Origin of the sequence: Exiguobacterium sp. s95 (genome assembly GCF_018618655.1) — a bacterium.
Taxonomy (GTDB): Bacteria; Bacillota; Bacilli; order Exiguobacteriales; family Exiguobacteriaceae; genus Exiguobacterium_A; species Exiguobacterium_A oxidotolerans.
Map to the genome: position 1 here is coordinate 57,711 of NZ_JACSMM010000001.1, position 16,826 is coordinate 74,536.

At 46.9% G+C, this 16,826-nt stretch carries 16 protein-coding genes; 9 read left to right on the forward strand and 7 right to left on the reverse strand.

Going from position 1 to position 16,826, the window contains the following annotated elements; genetic code table 11:
- Positions 1-13 precede the first annotated feature (13 nt).
- Entirely contained in the window at positions 14-1,771 is a 1,758-nt protein-coding gene (locus KNP99_RS00295; RefSeq protein ID WP_214767391.1) for an ABC transporter transmembrane domain-containing protein, read from the forward strand.
- Positions 1,761-3,527, forward strand: coding sequence for an ABC transporter ATP-binding protein (locus KNP99_RS00300; protein ID WP_214801143.1), 1,767 nt, complete (start codon positions 1,761-1,763; stop codon positions 3,525-3,527). Before KNP99_RS00295 ends, KNP99_RS00300 begins: the two co-directional genes overlap by 11 nt.
- Before the next feature lie 62 nt (positions 3,528-3,589).
- Here the strand turns inward: KNP99_RS00300 and KNP99_RS00305 are convergent, their stop codons facing one another.
- Together KNP99_RS00305 and KNP99_RS00310 are read right to left on the reverse strand one after the other, a co-directional pair.
- On the reverse strand, positions 3,590-4,492 hold the full coding sequence (locus KNP99_RS00305; RefSeq protein WP_088836764.1) for an SH3 domain-containing protein: 903 nt from the start codon (positions 4,490-4,492) through the stop codon (positions 3,590-3,592).
- A 448-nt stretch (positions 4,493-4,940) separates the two neighbouring features.
- Entirely contained in the window at positions 4,941-5,135 is a 195-nt protein-coding gene (locus KNP99_RS00310; protein ID WP_029333310.1) for an aspartyl-phosphate phosphatase Spo0E family protein, read from the reverse strand.
- 211 nt (positions 5,136-5,346) lie between these two features.
- Here KNP99_RS00310 and KNP99_RS00315 point away from each other — a divergent pair, with 211 nt between their 5' ends.
- Both KNP99_RS00315 and KNP99_RS00320 read left to right on the forward strand, forming a co-directional pair.
- On the forward strand, positions 5,347-6,045 hold the full coding sequence (locus KNP99_RS00315) for a cytochrome c biogenesis CcdA family protein (protein ID WP_029333312.1): 699 nt from the start codon (positions 5,347-5,349) through the stop codon (positions 6,043-6,045).
- Between the two features lie 16 nt (positions 6,046-6,061).
- Positions 6,062-6,544 carry a CcdC family protein gene (locus tag KNP99_RS00320; protein ID WP_215192947.1) on the forward strand — a complete coding sequence of 161 codons (483 nt, stop codon included), beginning with the start codon at positions 6,062-6,064 and terminating at the stop codon, positions 6,542-6,544.
- Positions 6,545-6,642: 98 nt separating this feature from the next.
- On the opposite strand, the gene KNP99_RS00325 is transcribed toward KNP99_RS00320, so the two are convergent.
- Positions 6,643-7,068, reverse strand: a complete 426-nt coding sequence (locus KNP99_RS00325) for a DUF2621 family protein (protein ID WP_215192948.1) — start codon at positions 7,066-7,068, stop codon at positions 6,643-6,645.
- A 92-nt stretch (positions 7,069-7,160) separates the two neighbouring features.
- Here KNP99_RS00325 and KNP99_RS00330 point away from each other — a divergent pair, with 92 nt between their 5' ends.
- A complete protein-coding gene (locus tag KNP99_RS00330; RefSeq protein ID WP_029333315.1) occupies positions 7,161-7,484 on the forward strand; it encodes a hypothetical protein in 324 nt (107 codons plus the stop codon).
- Positions 7,485-7,522: 38 nt separating this feature from the next.
- Here the strand turns inward: KNP99_RS00330 and KNP99_RS00335 are convergent, their stop codons facing one another.
- The 3 genes from KNP99_RS00335 to KNP99_RS00345 form a co-directional block, all read right to left on the reverse strand.
- A complete protein-coding gene (locus tag KNP99_RS00335; protein ID WP_214804963.1) occupies positions 7,523-8,827 on the reverse strand; it encodes a VOC family protein in 1,305 nt (434 codons plus the stop codon).
- Positions 8,828-8,851: 24 nt separating this feature from the next.
- A complete protein-coding gene (locus tag KNP99_RS00340; protein ID WP_029333318.1) occupies positions 8,852-9,865 on the reverse strand; it encodes a hypothetical protein in 1,014 nt (337 codons plus the stop codon).
- Positions 9,866-9,956: 91 nt separating this feature from the next.
- Positions 9,957-10,397 carry an RrF2 family transcriptional regulator gene (locus KNP99_RS00345; protein ID WP_088836768.1) on the reverse strand — a complete coding sequence of 147 codons (441 nt, stop codon included), beginning with the start codon at positions 10,395-10,397 and terminating at the stop codon, positions 9,957-9,959.
- A gap of 153 nt (positions 10,398-10,550) precedes the next feature.
- Between KNP99_RS00345 and KNP99_RS00350 the strand changes: the two genes are divergently transcribed.
- The 3 genes from KNP99_RS00350 (at position 10,551) to KNP99_RS00360 (ending at position 13,260) form a co-directional block, all read left to right on the forward strand.
- Positions 10,551-11,351 carry a hypothetical protein gene (locus KNP99_RS00350; protein ID WP_215192949.1) on the forward strand — a complete coding sequence of 267 codons (801 nt, stop codon included), beginning with the start codon at positions 10,551-10,553 and terminating at the stop codon, positions 11,349-11,351.
- A gap of 218 nt (positions 11,352-11,569) precedes the next feature.
- On the forward strand, positions 11,570-12,457 hold the full coding sequence (locus KNP99_RS00355) for an ABC transporter ATP-binding protein (protein WP_215192950.1): 888 nt from the start codon (positions 11,570-11,572) through the stop codon (positions 12,455-12,457).
- Positions 12,454-13,260 carry an ABC transporter permease subunit gene (locus KNP99_RS00360; protein WP_215192951.1) on the forward strand — a complete coding sequence of 269 codons (807 nt, stop codon included), beginning with the start codon at positions 12,454-12,456 and terminating at the stop codon, positions 13,258-13,260. The genes KNP99_RS00355 and KNP99_RS00360 overlap by 4 nt, the downstream gene beginning before the upstream one ends.
- Positions 13,261-13,500: 240 nt before the next feature.
- Here the strand turns inward: KNP99_RS00360 and KNP99_RS00365 are convergent, their stop codons facing one another.
- Complete coding sequence (locus KNP99_RS00365) at positions 13,501-14,748, reverse strand: MDR family MFS transporter (protein WP_088836772.1); 1,248 nt, start codon at positions 14,746-14,748, stop codon at positions 13,501-13,503.
- Positions 14,749-15,157: 409 nt separating this feature from the next.
- On the opposite strand from KNP99_RS00365, the gene KNP99_RS00370 reads away from it, so the two are divergent.
- Entirely contained in the window at positions 15,158-16,741 is a 1,584-nt protein-coding gene (locus KNP99_RS00370) for a peptide chain release factor 3 (RefSeq protein WP_214767409.1), read from the forward strand.
- Positions 16,742-16,826 lie beyond the last annotated feature (85 nt).

Below are 16,826 nucleotides of genomic sequence, written 5' to 3' on the forward strand. Positions count from 1 at the left end.
GGGGGAGACTTGAATGGGAGTCTTCAAGAAATTGAGTTGGTTTTTTCGACTCGAATGGAAAGCATATAGCATCGGTATCATTTGTTTGATTTTTGTCGCAGGTCTCGAAGTGATTCCACCAAAAGTCATCGGGACGACGGTCAATGGATTAAGTGACGGTACATTGACGAAAGAGCGATTGTTTACACTCGCCGGGGTGCTCGTATTGATCGGAGTCTCGACCTACGTTATCCGTTACTTTTGGCGTTTTCACATCTTCGGCGCATCGATCCGGCTGGGCCGGTTGTTGCGGAGTCAGCTTTATGGTCACTTTTCAGATTTAGACCAATCGTTTTATAAGAAATATCGAAGTGGAGACTTAATGGCGCATGCGACGAATGATGTCCAAGCGGTTTCAATGACGGCAGGGGCAGGGATTTTGACGCTCGTCGATTCTGTGACAATGGGAGGTTTTGTCGTCGTCATGATGGTGACGACAATCAGTTGGAAACTGACGGTCGTTTCCCTTCTGCCGATGCCGTTGATGGTCTACTTGACATCGCGTTACGGAAAGATGCTGCATTCCCGTTTTCATGATGCACAGGAAGCCTTTTCTGACTTGAATGACAAAGTAGCAGAAAGTATCAGTGGCGTCCGTGTTTTAAAAGCGACGGGTGAAGTCGAGTCAGACGTGACGACATTCACATCGTTATCGGACGACGTCGTTCAAAAAAACCGTCGTGTCGCGAAAATTGATGCGTTGTTTGATCCAACGATTTTTGGACTCGTCGGTTTATCGTATATCATCGCCGTCGGGTACGGAGCATATTTGTTACAACAAGGGGAAATCCGGATCGGTGACATCGTCGCCTTCACTACATACTTAGGTCTCTTGACGTGGCCGATGCTTGCATTCGGCTGGTTATTCAATATCGTCGAACGAGGACGTGCTTCGTATGATCGAATCGAACGGATGCTTGCCGTGGAGCCGGAAATTAAAGATGCGAAGGAAGCGGTGACGACCGTCGATTCACCACGACTCGATATCGCGATTGACCGTTTTATCTATGACACACAGCCGGTTCTCGAACAGATTGATGTCACACTCGAGCCTGGAAAGTCGCTCGGAATCGTCGGGCGGACAGGTGCTGGGAAGTCGACGTTTGTCCGGTTATTAACCCGCGAATATGATGTCAAACAAGGGGCTATTCGAATGGGAGGGCAAGATATTAAACAACTCCTCCGCGAAACGGTCCGGAAGCAGATCGCCGTCGTCCCGCAAGACCATTTCTTGTTCTCAGCATCGATTGCGGACAATATCGCTTTTGCGAAACCGGACGCTTCGATGGAACAAATCATGGAAGCAGCTCGTGTTGCTGCTGTCCATGACGATATTCTTGGTTTTAAAGAAGGTTACGCGACGATGGTTGGAGAACGCGGCGTGACGTTATCCGGTGGACAAAAACAACGGATTTCGATTGCCCGGGCGTTACTCGCCGACTGTCCGATTTTAGTGCTCGATGACGCGTTATCGGCCGTCGATGCGAAGACAGAAGAGGCGATCATCGATCATTTCCGGACAGCTGATAACGAACAGTCGCAAATCATCGTCGCCCATCGTTTGTCGGCCGTCTCCCATACGGACGAAATCATCGTTCTCGACGCGGGACGGATTATCGAACGGGGGACACATGAACAATTGTTGCGGCGAAAAGGCTGGTATAAAGAAACGTATGACCATCAACAACTCGAATCATTAGTTGAACAAGGGGGTGGACCGTTTGAATCATGATATCAATGAAAAAGACGTCTTGAAGCGTCTGCTTCGGTTTGTCGGTCCCTTTAAGAAACAAGTCTTTCTGGCATTCCTTCTCTTATTGGTCACGACGGGTGCGAAACTCGGAGGACCTTATTTAGTTAAAATCTTCATTGACAACTATGTCACGACTGGCAATTATCCAGTCCAGGAAGTCGCCTTATTATTTAGTGCCTACCTCATCTTGCATACGACAGGGATTATCGTCGATTATTTGCAAGCCTTTGAATTTCAAAAAATCGCGTTAAAAGTCATTCAGCGCTTACGGATTGATGTGTTTCGTCACGTCATGCACCTGCGACTCGCTTACTTTGACCGGACACCGGCTGGGGTTTTAGTCTCGCGGATCACGAATGATACGGAAGCGATCAAGGAACTCTACATCGGCGTCCTCTCGACGTTTGTCCAAAGTGGTGTCCAATTGATCGGAACTTATATCTTCCTCTATTTCTTGGACCCGACGCTTGCGACAATCGCACTTGTTTTACTGCCTGTATTTTATTTCGTCATCTGGATCTACCGCAAGTACTCGACGAAATATTATGCAGAAGTCCGCGATTTGTTATCGAAAATCAATGCGCAGTTAAATGAATCAATCAACGGGATGGCGATCATTCAGCAATTCCGCCAAGAAAAACGATTGATGGCGGAATTTGAAGAGACGAACGTCGCCCACCAAAATGGTCGTTATAAAAACTTAAAGCTCGACAGTTGGTTACTTCGTCCAATCATTGAACTGATGCTGGCGCTTTCAATCGCGACACTCGTCACGTACTTTGGGTTCTTATCATTTACGGAGACGGTTCAAGTCGGTGTCGTCTATGCCTTCATCAGTTATCTTGAACGCATTTTCCAACCCGTTCAACAAATCATGCAACGGTTGTCTGAATTCCAACAGGCGATTGTTTCGGCCGACCGTGTGTTTAAGGTTCTCGATACGGATGAGCCGGAACCGACGAAAGGGTTGCCTGGTGCAGCGAGCGTCACGGATGGACATATCGTCTTTGAAGACGTGCGGTTCAGTTATGATGGAGAGACGGAAGTCTTGAAAGGGATTACCTTTGAAGCGAAAAAAGGACAGACGATTGCCCTTGTCGGTCAGACGGGAAGCGGGAAAAGTTCAATCATCAACATCTTAATGCGGTTTTATGCCTATCAGTCGGGACGAATTTTGATTGATGGAAAACCGCTCGAACAGTTACCGGAAGATGAATTACGGCGTCACGTCGGACTTGTCCTGCAGGATTCGTTCCTCTTTACGGGAAGTGTCGCTGATAACATTCGGTTGTTTGACGATCGGATTTCGTTCGGAACCGTCGAAGAGGCGGCCCGTTTCGTTCAGGCGGATGGTTTCATTCACCAACTTGACGAGGGATACGATAGCCCGGTCGCCGAGCGCGGGGCAACGTTCTCAGCCGGAGAACGGCAATTGATTTCATTTGCACGAACGATGGCGCGTGATCCGAAAATCTTAATCTTGGATGAAGCGACAAGTTCAATCGATACGGAGACGGAAGAGAAAGTCCAGACGGCATTGAAACGAATGCGCGAAGGGCGGACGACGATTGCAATCGCTCACCGGTTATCGACGATTCAGGACGCCGACTTGATTCTTGTGTTACATCAAGGGGAAGTCGTCGAACAAGGAAATCACCAAACGTTGATTGCGAAAGACGGACTCTATAAAAAAATGTATCAATTACAGTCGGGTCATGTGACTTCGATTACGTAAATGCACACAAAAAGGCCTGCCAGGCGATCTCGCCCGGCAGGTTTTGCTGTTACTTTTTTTAATTAGTAGACAGTTACTGTGACGTTTTGGCGTCCCCAGTTGATGGCTTCTTGCTGTGAACCAACGAGAAGGTCAAGTTTGTTACCTTGAATTGCGCCACCACGGTCGAGAACGATTGCTTCACCGATACCTGAAATGTGCATCCGTGTGCCAATCGGGTATTGTGAAGAAGCTGCTACGATACGCATACCATTGTACGTGATCGTGTTTGTTACATCATAACCGCTAGCAGTCAATGCACGACCGTTGTAAAGCTGGCTACCGTTGCTTGATGGATCGTTCGTGTATGCACTTACGTTCATCGTCACTTTAGTACCAGACTTCGCTGAAGTCGTTTGTTTAGTTGCAGTAGCCGGTTTAGCCGCTGGTTTTGGTGCTGGCTTAGCTGCTGGTTTTGCTTCTGCTTTAGGAGCTGGAGCTGCTGAAGTCGAAGCAGTAGAACCAGAAAGTGTAGTGTAAGCACTATGCACATAGCGCGTTTTACCATCGATTGTGGTTTTAATCCAAGAACCAACTTTACTTTCTACGTTTACTGTTTCACCTTTATACAAGTTACCTACATCTTTCGAGTTCGTAGTAGGTTGTGTCCGAACGTTTAATACTGCCGTAGTGACTGTAGCTTTTTTAAAGTCGAATGATGAGGCAGCAGTAGTATATGCGCCATGTACATAACGTTTTTGGCCATTGATGCTTGTTTTGATCCATGCACCAGAACGTCCTTCGACATTTAATGTTTGCCCTTTATATACGTTACCTACGTCTGCTGATGCTGTTGTAGGTGCTGTGCGAACGTTGAGTACTGCTGTGTCTACTTTTACCGTCTCTGAGGCAGCCTCTGTCTCTTGGGCGAATCCTACTGATAGAGCCGTTGCTGCAAGTCCTGCAGCGAAAACTGCTTTTTTCATTATTGATGTCCTCCTGACATATGCTGTGTTTACTGTTCCTACTCTACACCCCGAAACCGGGTAGTGCGTTTACAGGTCAATGTCATTAAAGTTACAAAAGAGGTCAGTGTGACAAACAGATTGCAAAAAGCGTGTTTTTGTCATTAGTAGGTCATAAAGCATGGTTTTTAATTAGGTTCATAAGTCTTTATACCTATACAAAGAATAAACGGAAGCAATTGTAATGTACAAAAGTCATGAATCAATCCCTTGTCTAAAAATAAGTTGAACCATCTTCTAATCAAACTGGAGGCGAAGTTTGAGAGAAGAAGGGGGGCATGACAATGAAAAAGCGATTGAACAAAAACAAACCCTCTGAATGGAAAGAGGGTTTGCTTAAAAAGGATTAGTGATCAAACAAGTACACTTAATGGAAGGTGCCACGAAATGACTGCATTGAATTTTCGTTTTATGTGAGGAGCCGCTCATTTGAAGAGCCAACGGCATAAGTTTGCATAATCCGTGTGTACTCGACTAATAACAGATCGAGTTCATGACTGAGCTTCAATACATGTGGGGAGGTGAAACTAGACCGATCTGCTTGAAGATACAGTTCGCTTCGTTTTGCTTCAATTGCTAAGGTCAGTAATTGTTGGCTTGTCATAGCAGTCTCCCTTACATTGGTGTCGTATCCATATTCTAGCAAGTGATTATTCGGAGTGCAACGAAATTTTAGTAAGATAAAGTAAATGTAATTTTTTTGTAATTTGAGAAGTCACGAATCTTTCTTATCTTTTGTGAGATAATAGGTGCTAAATGATGCGGAGTTTGGCAAAATAGAGAAGAACTTCTTCTTATAGAAAGGAGCTGCTGAAATGGAGCTCTCGCTGTGGTTAGCATTTGGGGCAGGGTTACTGTCATTCGTGTCTCCCTGTACGCTACCGTTGTATCCGGTATTTCTTTCGTACATTACCGGAGTATCTGTAACGGATTTACAAGAAAAAGGTGTCCGGGAAAGACGTTCACTTTTCCATACACTCGCCTTTTTAGTCGGGTTCGCACTCGTATTCGTCGTCCTTGGATTATCGACGTCACTCTTTGCGGACGTCTTCATCACGTATCGCGATACATTACGGATGGTTGGGGCCCTCGTAATTTTCGTCTTCGGGATCGTCTTAGTCGGTTTATGGCAGCCGACGTTCTTGATGCGTGAAAAAAAATTGAATCTTGGTGAACGCAAGGGCGGTTACATCGGTACAGTCCTCGTCGGAATCGGATTTGCGGCAGGCTGGACACCCTGTACAGGTCCAATCCTTGCTGGTGTCATCGGTCTAGCGGCGACGAATCCGAGCCAAGGTATGCTCTACATGCTGTTTTATGTCCTTGGATTTTCGATTCCCTTCTTATTAATGGCCTTTTTTGTTGGACGCTCGAAACTCCTTGTCCAGTACAGTCTCAAAATGACGAAATTCGGTGGCGCCTTGATGATGGTCTTCGGAGTCATGTTGTATTTCAATGGCTTGAGTAAATTTGCGGCCTGGATGAGTGATATCGTTGGATTTACAGGATTTTAATCGAGGAAGTGATGAGATGATTTGGATATCAACAGGGGTTGCGCTCGTGATGGGGTTACTCATCAGCTTCATACGGGTGAAGGCGTCGGCGAAACCGACAAATGCCAAAAAGATTTTAATCCCTCCGTTCGCGATGTCGACCGGGATGTTGCAATTTTTATACCCGGCATCTCGTCTGACATGGACGGAGGTCGCGGAAGCATTGATTGTCGGGATGATTTTCAGTGTCTTCTTGATTAAGACGTCAAATTTTTATGAAGCAGAAGGTCAAATTTATTTGCAACGGTCAAAAGCATTTTTTATCGTCTTATTCGGAATCTTACTCGTACGGACGGTCGCAAAATTTATGATCGGGGGTCAAATCGATATTTTTGAGACAGGTGGAATTTTTTATCTCGTCGCGTTCGGAATGATCGTCCCGTGGCGAATCGCCATGTATCTGAAGTACAAACAAGTTAAGTCGGGGATTGTTCCCGTCGAACATTTACCACAATCATGAAAAATGACCGTCTTGTCCGATTTAATGGACAAGGCGGTCATTTTTTGAATACATCACATAGAATCTCGTTCACTCAGAGTAGATTGATTCTGCCATCATTAACGTTGGAAGTAGAGTTCGTATTCACGCCAATCGATTGCGTGTTCTTTTAAGGCTTTTTTCAAAAAATTATGATCACGTTTTGGAGTCGCTGAAATATATCCTTTGACGACAAGCTCTGACGTCATGACTGAAGCATGTTCTTCAAGTGCGAACTGACCGATCCGTCCGGCAATTTTCCGCCGTGCGACGTCACGAAACGCCGTCGGAACAGGCATGACGAGGGCATTCAATAACTCCATTGTCTCGTCCGTCCACAAGTGTCGTGTTTGGTCGATGTACTCATCTTCCCAATCCATCATCGATTTGCCGTCTTCTTTCGGGAGTTTTTTTAAGAACTTCCGGAACATGAAGAAGCCGCCAATCGCCATTAGTGTAATCATGATAAAGCCCCAGAGCAAAATTCCGTTCATGAACCATGCCATCCGTGACTCATCCCCCTTTCAACATCATTTATAGATTAGCATAAATGGTTTTCTCATGCTATGATGAATGACGGAGAAAGTGAGGAGAAGAGATGTTACAGCCATATGTACAATTAGATGAATCCGGACGACCGCAAAAGGGGAACTTACCCGAGACAGCAGACGGTCGCGTCGTCGAATTTTATTATGATACGAGTGGAACGGAAATCACGGTCGTATTCGTGACAATTCCTGCTTTTGATGCCAGTCGCAAGCGGGCATTTACCGTCGGGAAGACGTTTAAGACGATCTCGACTCTTGAAGATTTTACATTAGTGAAATATGACCTTATAGATCATCAGATCCTCGCGACACTTGAAATGTTCGCCGATGGATCGAAGCGCCAAATCGACGCTTCGAGATTGCTCGACTATTAAAAAAAGAAGGAGACGCGGATTGCCGCGACTCCTTCTTTTTATTTCGCGTTCAGCGTGATTTGATCATGGTCAAGCTCGGCGATCCCGCCAATCGGGAACGTAAATAAAGGTTCCGTGTGACCGAAATCCGCATTCGCGATGACGGGGATTGTTTTAAGTTGCGGGTAGAGACTGACGAGATAACGTAAATGTTCTTCCGTCATCTTCGTCGTCAGTTGGAACCGGCCGAAGACGATCCCGCGGATTTCGTCAGCGCCCGGTTGTGCCAGTAACGAAGCAAAGTCACGGGCGAACGTCGCCGGATGGACTTCGTAGTCGTCTTCTAAGAAGAGGACGGCTTGACGCAAATCGGGGAAAAACGGCGTTCCTTGTAATAAGTTCAACGTACAAAGGTTTCCCCCGAGAATCCGGCCGCTCGCTTTTCCGCTCGCTAAAACGAGATGACCGTCGTTCAACGACGTGACGGTCCGGCCGTCAAACCAGTCATGCCAGTTGACGCTCGGACGAACGGAGATCGCTTGGACGCCGAAGAACATCTTCTTGAAGTAGTCGAGCGTGTAGGCGTCACGCGAACTGAGTGCCCGTAACATCGGTCCTGAGTAGGTGACGAGACCTGTTTTTGTGAAAATCGCATTACTGAGCGCCGTAATGTCAGAGAAACCGCAAAGAATCTTCGGGTGGGTCCGAATTAAATCGTAATCGAGTCCCGCAAGCAATTCGTTTGAACTGAAGCCACCGCGTACGCAAAGAATCGCGTTGACGTCGCTGTCGGCGAAAGCGGCATGTAAATCGTCGATTCGGCAAGCCGGGTCGCTCGAACCGAACGGATTGACGGCGCGGGCATGTTGACTGATTGAGACGCGGAGTCCGAGCGTTTCTAACAGTTCGATGGCGTCATTGATGATTTTTTCATCGACACTCGCTAAGCTCGAAGCAGGCGCAAGGAGACGGACATGCGACCCTGCCTTTAGTTTATCCGGAGTAATCGGCGTCAACTGGCTTTCGATACATTCGATTCGGTTTCCGAATGGATCCTCCGTAAACAATCGCCGGCGCGGTGCAAGCCGATCGTCAAACGTGACCGGGTGACCGGCTTTATTCAAGCGCTCGGCGACACCATCCAAGTCGGGAAACGTAAGGCCGGGATGTGCTTTTTTAGCCGGCTGAAAATTTTGTTCGATGCCAACGTGAATCGCTGCAGCGTGACTTGTAAACCAAACGCCACCCGTCGCACGGACACCGACGGGCTTTTCGACTTCTTTCATATGTAATAGCCCGGCATAAAAAGCCCGGGTCGCATCTTCTGAAGCAGGTGGCGCAGCTAACTGAACATGATCAAGCATGACGACACTTCCTTTCGTGGTGCATCAACCGACAAATTGTGTGACCCGTTTAAGTTCACGTTCGACAAAGTCTAGATAGAAGGAACCGTCAATGCGGTGGTCAAGACTTTGGGCAATTTCATAAATATTCGAACGGAGCAATCCGAGATAGCCGGCTTCTTCTTTACGGGCTGATCGGTAAGAGGCTGCGTAATGAGCGAGTAAGAACTGAAGGTAGCCGCGATCTGTCAAAAGCGGAATCAATTGTTTTTTCTCTTCCATCGACCAGACGTAATTCGGGTTGTAATACATTTCGGCATAAAGGTGATACGGTTCGTCACCACCTGTGAAGAGCGGCTTGACGCGGCGTACTTCTTGTGTGAGTTTCTCCATCCAATCGAATCGGTCCTGTTTACGACTGATGAACAATGGCAAGATGTACGGATGTGCCTGGTCCGGCATCCGTGAACAACCGCGCTCGTGTCGGATTGCTGCATACAATAGAAGTGCCCGGTCTTCGAAACCACGTTCAATCGCATACGTCATCCGGCTGAATCCTTCACACGACGGACAATCACTCAGTTCATCGGAAGGGGCATCAATCCATTCTTCCAAGTATTGATCCGCTTGTTCTTCGTCACCAAGTTTACTGTAAATCATGAAACCGATATAATCACGGGTCCGCGCAAATCCATTGGCGTCACAAAAGTCGCTAAAACGTTCATAATCTGCCTCTAACAAAGCGATCGAGACGTCTTCTTGTTCAGCGGCATAAATCAAATACGATTTATAGTTCCAGTACAGGTCAAGCTCCTGTTTATGTGTCAGTGTCAGTTCGTCCTTACGAATCCAGTCCATCAATAATGAAAACGAGACGAGGAACGAGCGGAAATGTCCGAGATCAAATTGGTTTTGAGAAAAGGTCCATAATGCTAAGGGGCGAAGTGAATCGTCGGTCGTATCTTCAAAAATCGTCCAAAGTGATTCGCCACGTTCGAGTGACGGATTTTCCTCTTTCAATCGAAGATATAGGCTATTGAGTTCTTCATGAGGGTTCATCTGTACCCCTCCTTTCTTATATGAGTATACCACGCAGCGGATGAGAAATCGTTGATGATGCGGGCGCAACAAAAAATGATTCCGCTACGCATCAATTGCGCCTCGGAATCATTTCAAGAATTTGTGGATGCAGTTCATTTGCCGGATGCAATAAATCCTGGATCGTATAACTATTAAGTACCTGATGGAACGCTTCAATCGCTTCATCAAAGGCAGTTCGTGCAGGGTCAAGAGATGGATGTTCCACCATTCCCTCTTGCGGGTCCAAAAAATGAGTCGTTGGTTCGAACAATTGTACGACGTCACCGAGATAAATTTCATCCGGAGGACTTGCTAAGCGAAATCCACCACCACGACCACGGACAGAATGAATCAGACCATTTTGTCCTAAACGATAGACGACTTTCATCAGATGATTTTTAGAAATGTCGTAACAATCCGCTACTTCCTGGATTCGGACAAGTCGATCCGCATGTGTGCCTGCAAATAAAAGCGACCGGATCGCATAGTCCGTATAACGTGTCATGCGCATATATATCACCTACTTATCCTAGATTCTAAAATGGATAGGAAGGAAGAACAAGTTTAAATATGTTGTATAAAACAAGTATTTTTTATACCTTTTTTGAAGATTGTTTTTATCTAGGGGTTCGGGCATAATGAGGGGGGAAAGGTAGGTCATGGTATGCATTTTGATCAAGCATTACACCTCTTACAAAAGATGGGTCCGGAAGTGGATAAACGCGGTTTCCGCATCGCGAGCCGGTTTTATGATCAGTTAGAAAAAAATCATAGCCGACAGCTTGAACAAATGGGACAGCAGGACATACGTTTACAAAATCGTGAACTTCGGATTTTACGCCTCAGTCGCCTGTTGCATCACGTGACGAACCAACAAGAACCGAGTGAGTTGTTTAAACTCATTTTACTCGAAGAAATCAATCAAACGAAATCGTTCATTCTGTCTTACCCAGAAATCGTCAGTCAGGAGATCCTGCTCGCCGTGCAATGGGAATTTGAGCTTGAAGCGACAGACCCGTTGCTCGAGGCATGGTCTGTCGTCCATCACCAACTCGTTGATACGTGTCGTCACTTTTGCAAATATTCATCAAACGCAGACTGGAGACAACTCGAAGTGTTGTTGATTGCAGAAACACATCATTTAGGTGCTGTCATTGACGAAGCAAGGTATGCTTTGACGAATCATCGGAAAACGACGCTTGTCCATTTTAACGACATGAAGGCGCTCTCGGCTAAGTTGATGATGACACTCGAAGGACTTATTCAAAAGGGACTTGTTTTCCATACTATGCACCAAAATAGTACGGATGAAGGGGCGGTTGAATTTTTAGAGATGATTGCAAGCGACGACCCGATCGTATTCGTCAGTGGATCGAGTCGGTTCATCGCGGATGTGCAAAGGACGCTGGAACCGCTTCCGGTTATCTTTGGTCCATTTGTCGCAGATAATGCGTTGCCGTCTTAATGAAGGATTGCCTGAATCGAGTTATTTCAGGTACGAGAGCGGATACCCCGATGTTTTCGAGGGATGTCCGCTTTTTTTGTCGAATTAGCGTTGCTCGTGCGTAAGCTGGTTGGAACAGCGGACTTTTTCAACTGAAAGAGGAGAACTGATCGTTTTTCTTGAAAGGTATTAAAAGTATCAATGCCGGAGTATTCTTTCAAACTTTCAGGAGGGGTGACATGATTAACATCGAGAATCTGACGCAACAGTTTTCAAACGGAAAAGGAATTTTTGATGTCACGATCAATGTGGAGAAAGGCGAAGTATTCGGTTTTCTCGGACCGAACGGTAGCGGAAAATCAACGACGATTCGTCATTTGATGGGATATATGAAGCCGCAACGCGGGCGAGCGACGATAAAAGGGATCGATACGTGGGCAAATCAGGCGCAAGCGCGAAGTCACGTCGGTTATTTACCCGGCGAAATGGCGTTCCTTGACGGAATGACGGGGCTTGCGTTCCTCAACATGATGGCCGGTATGCAAGGATCAGACAATCCGGGCAGACGTGACGAGTTGATTAAAAAGCTCCAATTCAACCCGAACACACCGATTCGCAAGATGTCAAAAGGAATGAAGCAAAAGATTGGGATCGTCGCGACATTCATGCATGACCCGGAAATCTATATCCTCGACGAGCCGACGTCGGGACTCGATCCATTGATGCAGAACTTGTTCATCGAACTCGTCCTTGAAGAAAAAGCACGTGGCAAGACCTTCTTGATGTCGTCTCATAGTTTTGCTGAAATCGAGCGGACATGCGACCGGGCAGCGATTATTCGTGACGGCAAAATCGTCGCGACAAAAAATATTCATGAGTTGCAGACGATGCAACGAAAATCATTTAACGTCACGCTCGATGAAGAAGTGGCTGTAGCCGCTCTGCTTGCTTCCGCCTTGACGACGGAGCGAATCGACGTGCGGACGGTCCGGGTCGAACTCCGTGGGAATTATGATTTACTCATCCAAACGCTCGCCCCGTATCACGTCAAGAACATCAGTGCCGATGACCAAAGCTTGGAACAAATTTTTATGGATTATTATAATCAAAAGGAGTTGGGGAAATGAATCTCGCCCTTTATCGTCATATGATGCAGCTCCATCTGAAGATGTTTTTTGGTTTCGGGGTCGGCTCAGCCATTTATGTCACGTTGATTACCTCCCTTTATCCGTTGCTCGACGACAACATGGAACAGATTGACGACATGATGCAGGTTTTACCGGAAGGAATGATGCGGGCATTCGGAATGGAGTCGATCAGCAACTACGGTCAATTCATCTCGGCCGAATACTATGGTCTGTTTTATCTCTTAATCCTGGGTGTCTTTAGCGTGATGGTCGCGATTCAACTCGTCGCACGGCTCGTCGATCGCGGCTCGATGGCCTATCTTTTATCGACGCAGGTCTCACGAACGAAAGTCATCGTCACACAAATGCTCGTCTTAATCAGTGGTTTAATTGTGATTCATGTTTTGACATTCGCAGGCGGGGCGCTCGCAGCACGGTTCTTAATCGATACGGACCGAATCGCACTCACTGAGTTTTTCCAAATCAACTACGTCGGGTTTTGCTTATTTTTAGCCGTCAGCGGTTATTCGTTCTTGATTTCCTGTTTGTTCAACGATGAAAAAAATGCTTTTGCGGTCGCGGGTGGGATAACTTTTCTATTTTACGGGATGAACATGATGGGGAAAATTGTCACGAAAATCGACTGGATTCGGCATTTTACGCCGTTTTCGCTTTATGAACCCGGAAAAATCGCCAGTGGGGAAGGAGAGGTCCTCGTCTCAGTAATCATTTTAATCTTGATTGGTCTGCTGAGCTATGGTCTTGCCATCGTCCTTTTCCGGAAACGAAACTTGCCGTTGTGAGGAATGAATCGAAGGGGGGAGACGAAAATCACCTTCGGCTTGCCTGTCTCTTGAGCAGCGTGCGTTTAGTCGCTTTTTCCCGATGAAACTAACGAAACTAACGGAAATGGGGAGATTTGAAGACGAGTCGAGGAAGAGCGTTCCGCCCTAAACATAAGAAATAGGGACCTCTTCTTTCTAAAACAGTAAAAGGCGCATTCGACTTTTCGTCAGATGCGCCTTTTTAAAATAAACGTTAACTTACGCCGACTCGGACAACCGTTTCGCACGGCGAATCGAACGATCGAGTGCCAAGTAGACAAGTCCAGATAAACAACACGCGACCCCGATGGCGCCAAGCGCATAGTCGCCGTGACCGGATTCGAGGAACAACGACCCGAGGAGCGGTGCCGTTACGCCACCAATCAACCACTGCACGCTCGCGGCACCATTATACGTTCCCCGTAAGTGAACCGGCGCGATTAAAGCGATGAACGTCATTTGGACCGGTGACATGATCATTTCGCCGATGGTATAAAGGGCATAAATGACGAGTAAGAGAATGACGATGACGATATAATCCGTTCCGAGCGAGAAGAAGTAGGACGGGACGAAGGCGAGTAAAATCATGCCGAGTCCGAAGACGCTTGCGCCGAGTAACATGACTTTCCCGAACGATTTCCCGGATAGCTTCGCAGCAATCGGAAATTGGAACAAGACGACCATGATGCCGTTCAGTCCCATCAAGTACGGGAAAGGATTTTTTTCGTCCGGTAATCCCGGTAAGGCTTCTTTTAAGAAGACGGGTAGCATGTTTTCGACGAGCGTGAAGCCCATCGAGATGAAGACACCAGCCGCAATGAAGATTAAAAAGACATGGTCCTTTCGTAAGACAGTCAGTGAAGAAAGTTGTGGTGTATCCACCGGATGCTCAATTTTTTCAGGCTTCGTCTCACCGATGAACAGCAGGAGGACGAGGGCATAAAGTACATAAACAATAGCTGCTCCATAGAAAATCAAGGACCGATCGATGAAGAGGACGGCACTGCCGATCAATGGACCGAACGCAGCCCCGATGTTATGTCCCATCCGTAAGAGACCAAACGATTCGTTTAATCGTTCCGGTGGCGTGACATCAGCGACCATTGCGCTCGCTGCCGGGTGGAACAGAGAATTCGTCAGGCCGAGCGTCGCATTTAAGATAAGCAACGGCCAAAATGTATCGGCAAACGTAAAACCGATTAGGGCGAGCGCATCCCCGACGATGGCGATGACCATCAACGGTTTGCGGCCGTAAATGTCGGCGAGGTGCCCTCCGAGGAAAGAGCCGAATAAAGCGGCAATCGGCCCGATTGCCATGATGACGCCGACGAGGAGGTACGAATCGAGTTGATCGGCGTAATAGAGTACAAGAAATGGTGCAATCATGAACATCATGATGCCGGTTAACGTTTCCCCGACGAACCGGATCCAGATGTTACGGTCGAGCAGTTTTAATGAGTTGAACATAAATAAAACCCCTTATTATTCCGTTTTTAGACAATAGAAAAGACGGATACGCACAAATATGGGCATACCCGTCCTGATATAAGGGGGCAGCATGTACGTATACGCATACGCACACCCTGCTTAATTTTTAAAAAATTAAACGACTGGGTGACGTACAATGATCGCAGATGAGTTTGATACCTGAATCTGTCGCGGTGCTTGTGGCTGTTTCATGTGTACGTCTCCTCCTTCTAGTTAGTTAACTTCCTCGTCATCGTATAGAACATCAGGACGAGTTGTCAACTAAAAATCTGAAAATTAAGTCAATCGTGTGAAATAGACGAATAGCTGAAAATTCGGTATGATAGATTAGTTGCGAAAAATGAGCTGGTTACAAGTATTGAATTTATCGTGAAGGGACTTATTATACATGACAAAATTACAAACTGAAGTCGAGAAACGCCGGATTTTCGGTATCATCTCCCACCCGGATGCCGGGAAAACGACATTAACAGAAAAATTCTTACTCCACGGAGGGGCAATCCGGGAAGCAGGGTCGGTTAAAGCCCGAAAAAATTCAAAATTTGCTAAATCCGACTGGATGGAAATCGAGAAACAACGTGGAATCTCGGTGACGTCATCGGTCATGCAATTCGAATACGATAAAAAAATCGTTTCCATCATGGATACACCGGGTCACTCGGACTTCGGTGAAGATACGTACCGGATTTTGACGGCCGTCGACTCGGCAATCATGGTCATCGATGCGGCGAAAGGGATCGAGTCACAAACGAAAAAACTTTTTCAAGTCTGTCGGATGCGCGGTATTCCAATTTTTACATTCATCAACAAGATGGACCGTCAAGCACGCGATCCGCTCGAACTGATGGAAGAGCTTGAAGAAGTCCTCGGGATCCCGTCGGTTGCCGTCACGTGGCCGGCAGGTTCAGGACAACAGTTCGAAGGGGTCTACGACCGGGTCAACGAGAAGTTCCACTGCTTCAAACAAGACCGGAAGACGATTGAGCTTGGGGAAGAGGGGCTCGCAAGCGACGAACTCGCTAACTCAATCAACAATGAAATGTACGACACGCTCGTCGATGAAGTTGATTTACTCGACGGTGCCGGCAATGCCTATGACGAGGAATTGATTGCGAAAGGTGAGCTGACACCGGTCTTCTTCGGTTCAGCACTCGTCGACTTTGGTGTCACACCACTGCTCGAGCACTATCTCAACTTGTCCCCGTCACCGACACCACGGGAATCGAACAAAGGGAAGATCGAACCGGCACAAGAATTCTTCAGCGGGTTCGTCTTTAAAATCCAGGCGAACATGAACCCGAATCACCGGGACCGGATTGCGTTCATCCGCATCTGTACCGGGAAATTCGACCGTGGGATGGATGTCGTCCTGACGCGGACAGGGAAGAAAATGAAATTGTCGCAATCGACGCAGTTCATGGCAGATGAGCGGGAAACGGTCAACGAAGCCTTTGCTGGAGACGTCATCGGTCTCTATGATTCGGGCAACTATCAAATTGGCGATACAATCACGAATGGTGATCCGTCACTCCAATACGAAGCCTTGCCGACATTCGCACCGGAATTATTCTTGAAGGTCTTTACGAAAAATGCCCTGAAGTCAAAACAGTTCCAAAAAGGGATTGAACAATTGGCACAAGAAGGGGCAATTCAAGTCTATAAGACGGAATACAACGAGGTCATCCTCGGTGCGATCGGTCAACTGCAGTTCGAAGTCTTCGAACACCGCCTTAAAGGCGAGTATGGCGTCGATATCTTAAAAGATGCGGCGAACTTCCAGGTCGCGAAGTGGGTCAAGGTGACAGAAATCAATGAAGTGAAGAAATTGACGGATTCACGGACGGTCCTCGTTTATGACCGTTGGGAAAACCCGGTTCTCCTCTTTGCGAATGATTTCGTCTATGAACGCTTCGTCCAAAAAAATGAAGGTACGATTACATTAGTCGATTCGCCGCAACAGCTGAACGATTAATCGAATCTTGAGAGAGCTTTTCCGCGTCAGCGGAGGAGTTCTTTTTTTTACTGCACTGTTTTGCTTCAGAAGAACATGGGTAAAA

What these genes read in the sequence shown, in the direction of transcription:
- KNP99_RS00305 (WP_088836764.1), bottom strand. Translation starts at nt 4,492, where the DNA reads ATGAAAAAAGCAGTTTTCGCTGCAGGACTTGCAGCAACGGCTCTATCA.
- KNP99_RS00340 (WP_029333318.1), bottom strand. Translation starts at nt 9,865, where the DNA reads ATGAACCCTCATGAAGAACTCAATAGCCTATATCTTCGATTGAAAGAG.
- KNP99_RS00370 (WP_214767409.1), top strand. Translation starts at nt 15,158, where the DNA reads ATGACAAAATTACAAACTGAAGTCGAGAAACGCCGGATTTTCGGTATC.
- KNP99_RS00360 (WP_215192951.1), top strand. Translation starts at nt 12,454, where the DNA reads ATGAATCTCGCCCTTTATCGTCATATGATGCAGCTCCATCTGAAGATG.
- KNP99_RS00345 (WP_088836768.1), bottom strand. Translation starts at nt 10,397, where the DNA reads ATGCGCATGACACGTTATACGGACTATGCGATCCGGTCGCTTTTATTT.
- KNP99_RS00335 (WP_214804963.1), bottom strand. Translation starts at nt 8,827, where the DNA reads ATGCTTGATCATGTTCAGTTAGCTGCGCCACCTGCTTCAGAAGATGCG.
- KNP99_RS00350 (WP_215192949.1), top strand. Translation starts at nt 10,551, where the DNA reads ATGCATTTTGATCAAGCATTACACCTCTTACAAAAGATGGGTCCGGAA.
- KNP99_RS00355 (WP_215192950.1), top strand. Translation starts at nt 11,570, where the DNA reads ATGATTAACATCGAGAATCTGACGCAACAGTTTTCAAACGGAAAAGGA.
- KNP99_RS00330 (WP_029333315.1), top strand. Translation starts at nt 7,161, where the DNA reads ATGTTACAGCCATATGTACAATTAGATGAATCCGGACGACCGCAAAAG.
- KNP99_RS00325 (WP_215192948.1), bottom strand. Translation starts at nt 7,068, where the DNA reads ATGGCATGGTTCATGAACGGAATTTTGCTCTGGGGCTTTATCATGATT.
- KNP99_RS00310 (WP_029333310.1), bottom strand. Translation starts at nt 5,135, where the DNA reads ATGACAAGCCAACAATTACTGACCTTAGCAATTGAAGCAAAACGAAGC.
- KNP99_RS00295 (WP_214767391.1), top strand. Translation starts at nt 14, where the DNA reads ATGGGAGTCTTCAAGAAATTGAGTTGGTTTTTTCGACTCGAATGGAAA.
- KNP99_RS00365 (WP_088836772.1), bottom strand. Translation starts at nt 14,748, where the DNA reads ATGTTCAACTCATTAAAACTGCTCGACCGTAACATCTGGATCCGGTTC.
- KNP99_RS00315 (WP_029333312.1), top strand. Translation starts at nt 5,347, where the DNA reads ATGGAGCTCTCGCTGTGGTTAGCATTTGGGGCAGGGTTACTGTCATTC.
- KNP99_RS00320 (WP_215192947.1), top strand. Translation starts at nt 6,062, where the DNA reads ATGATTTGGATATCAACAGGGGTTGCGCTCGTGATGGGGTTACTCATC.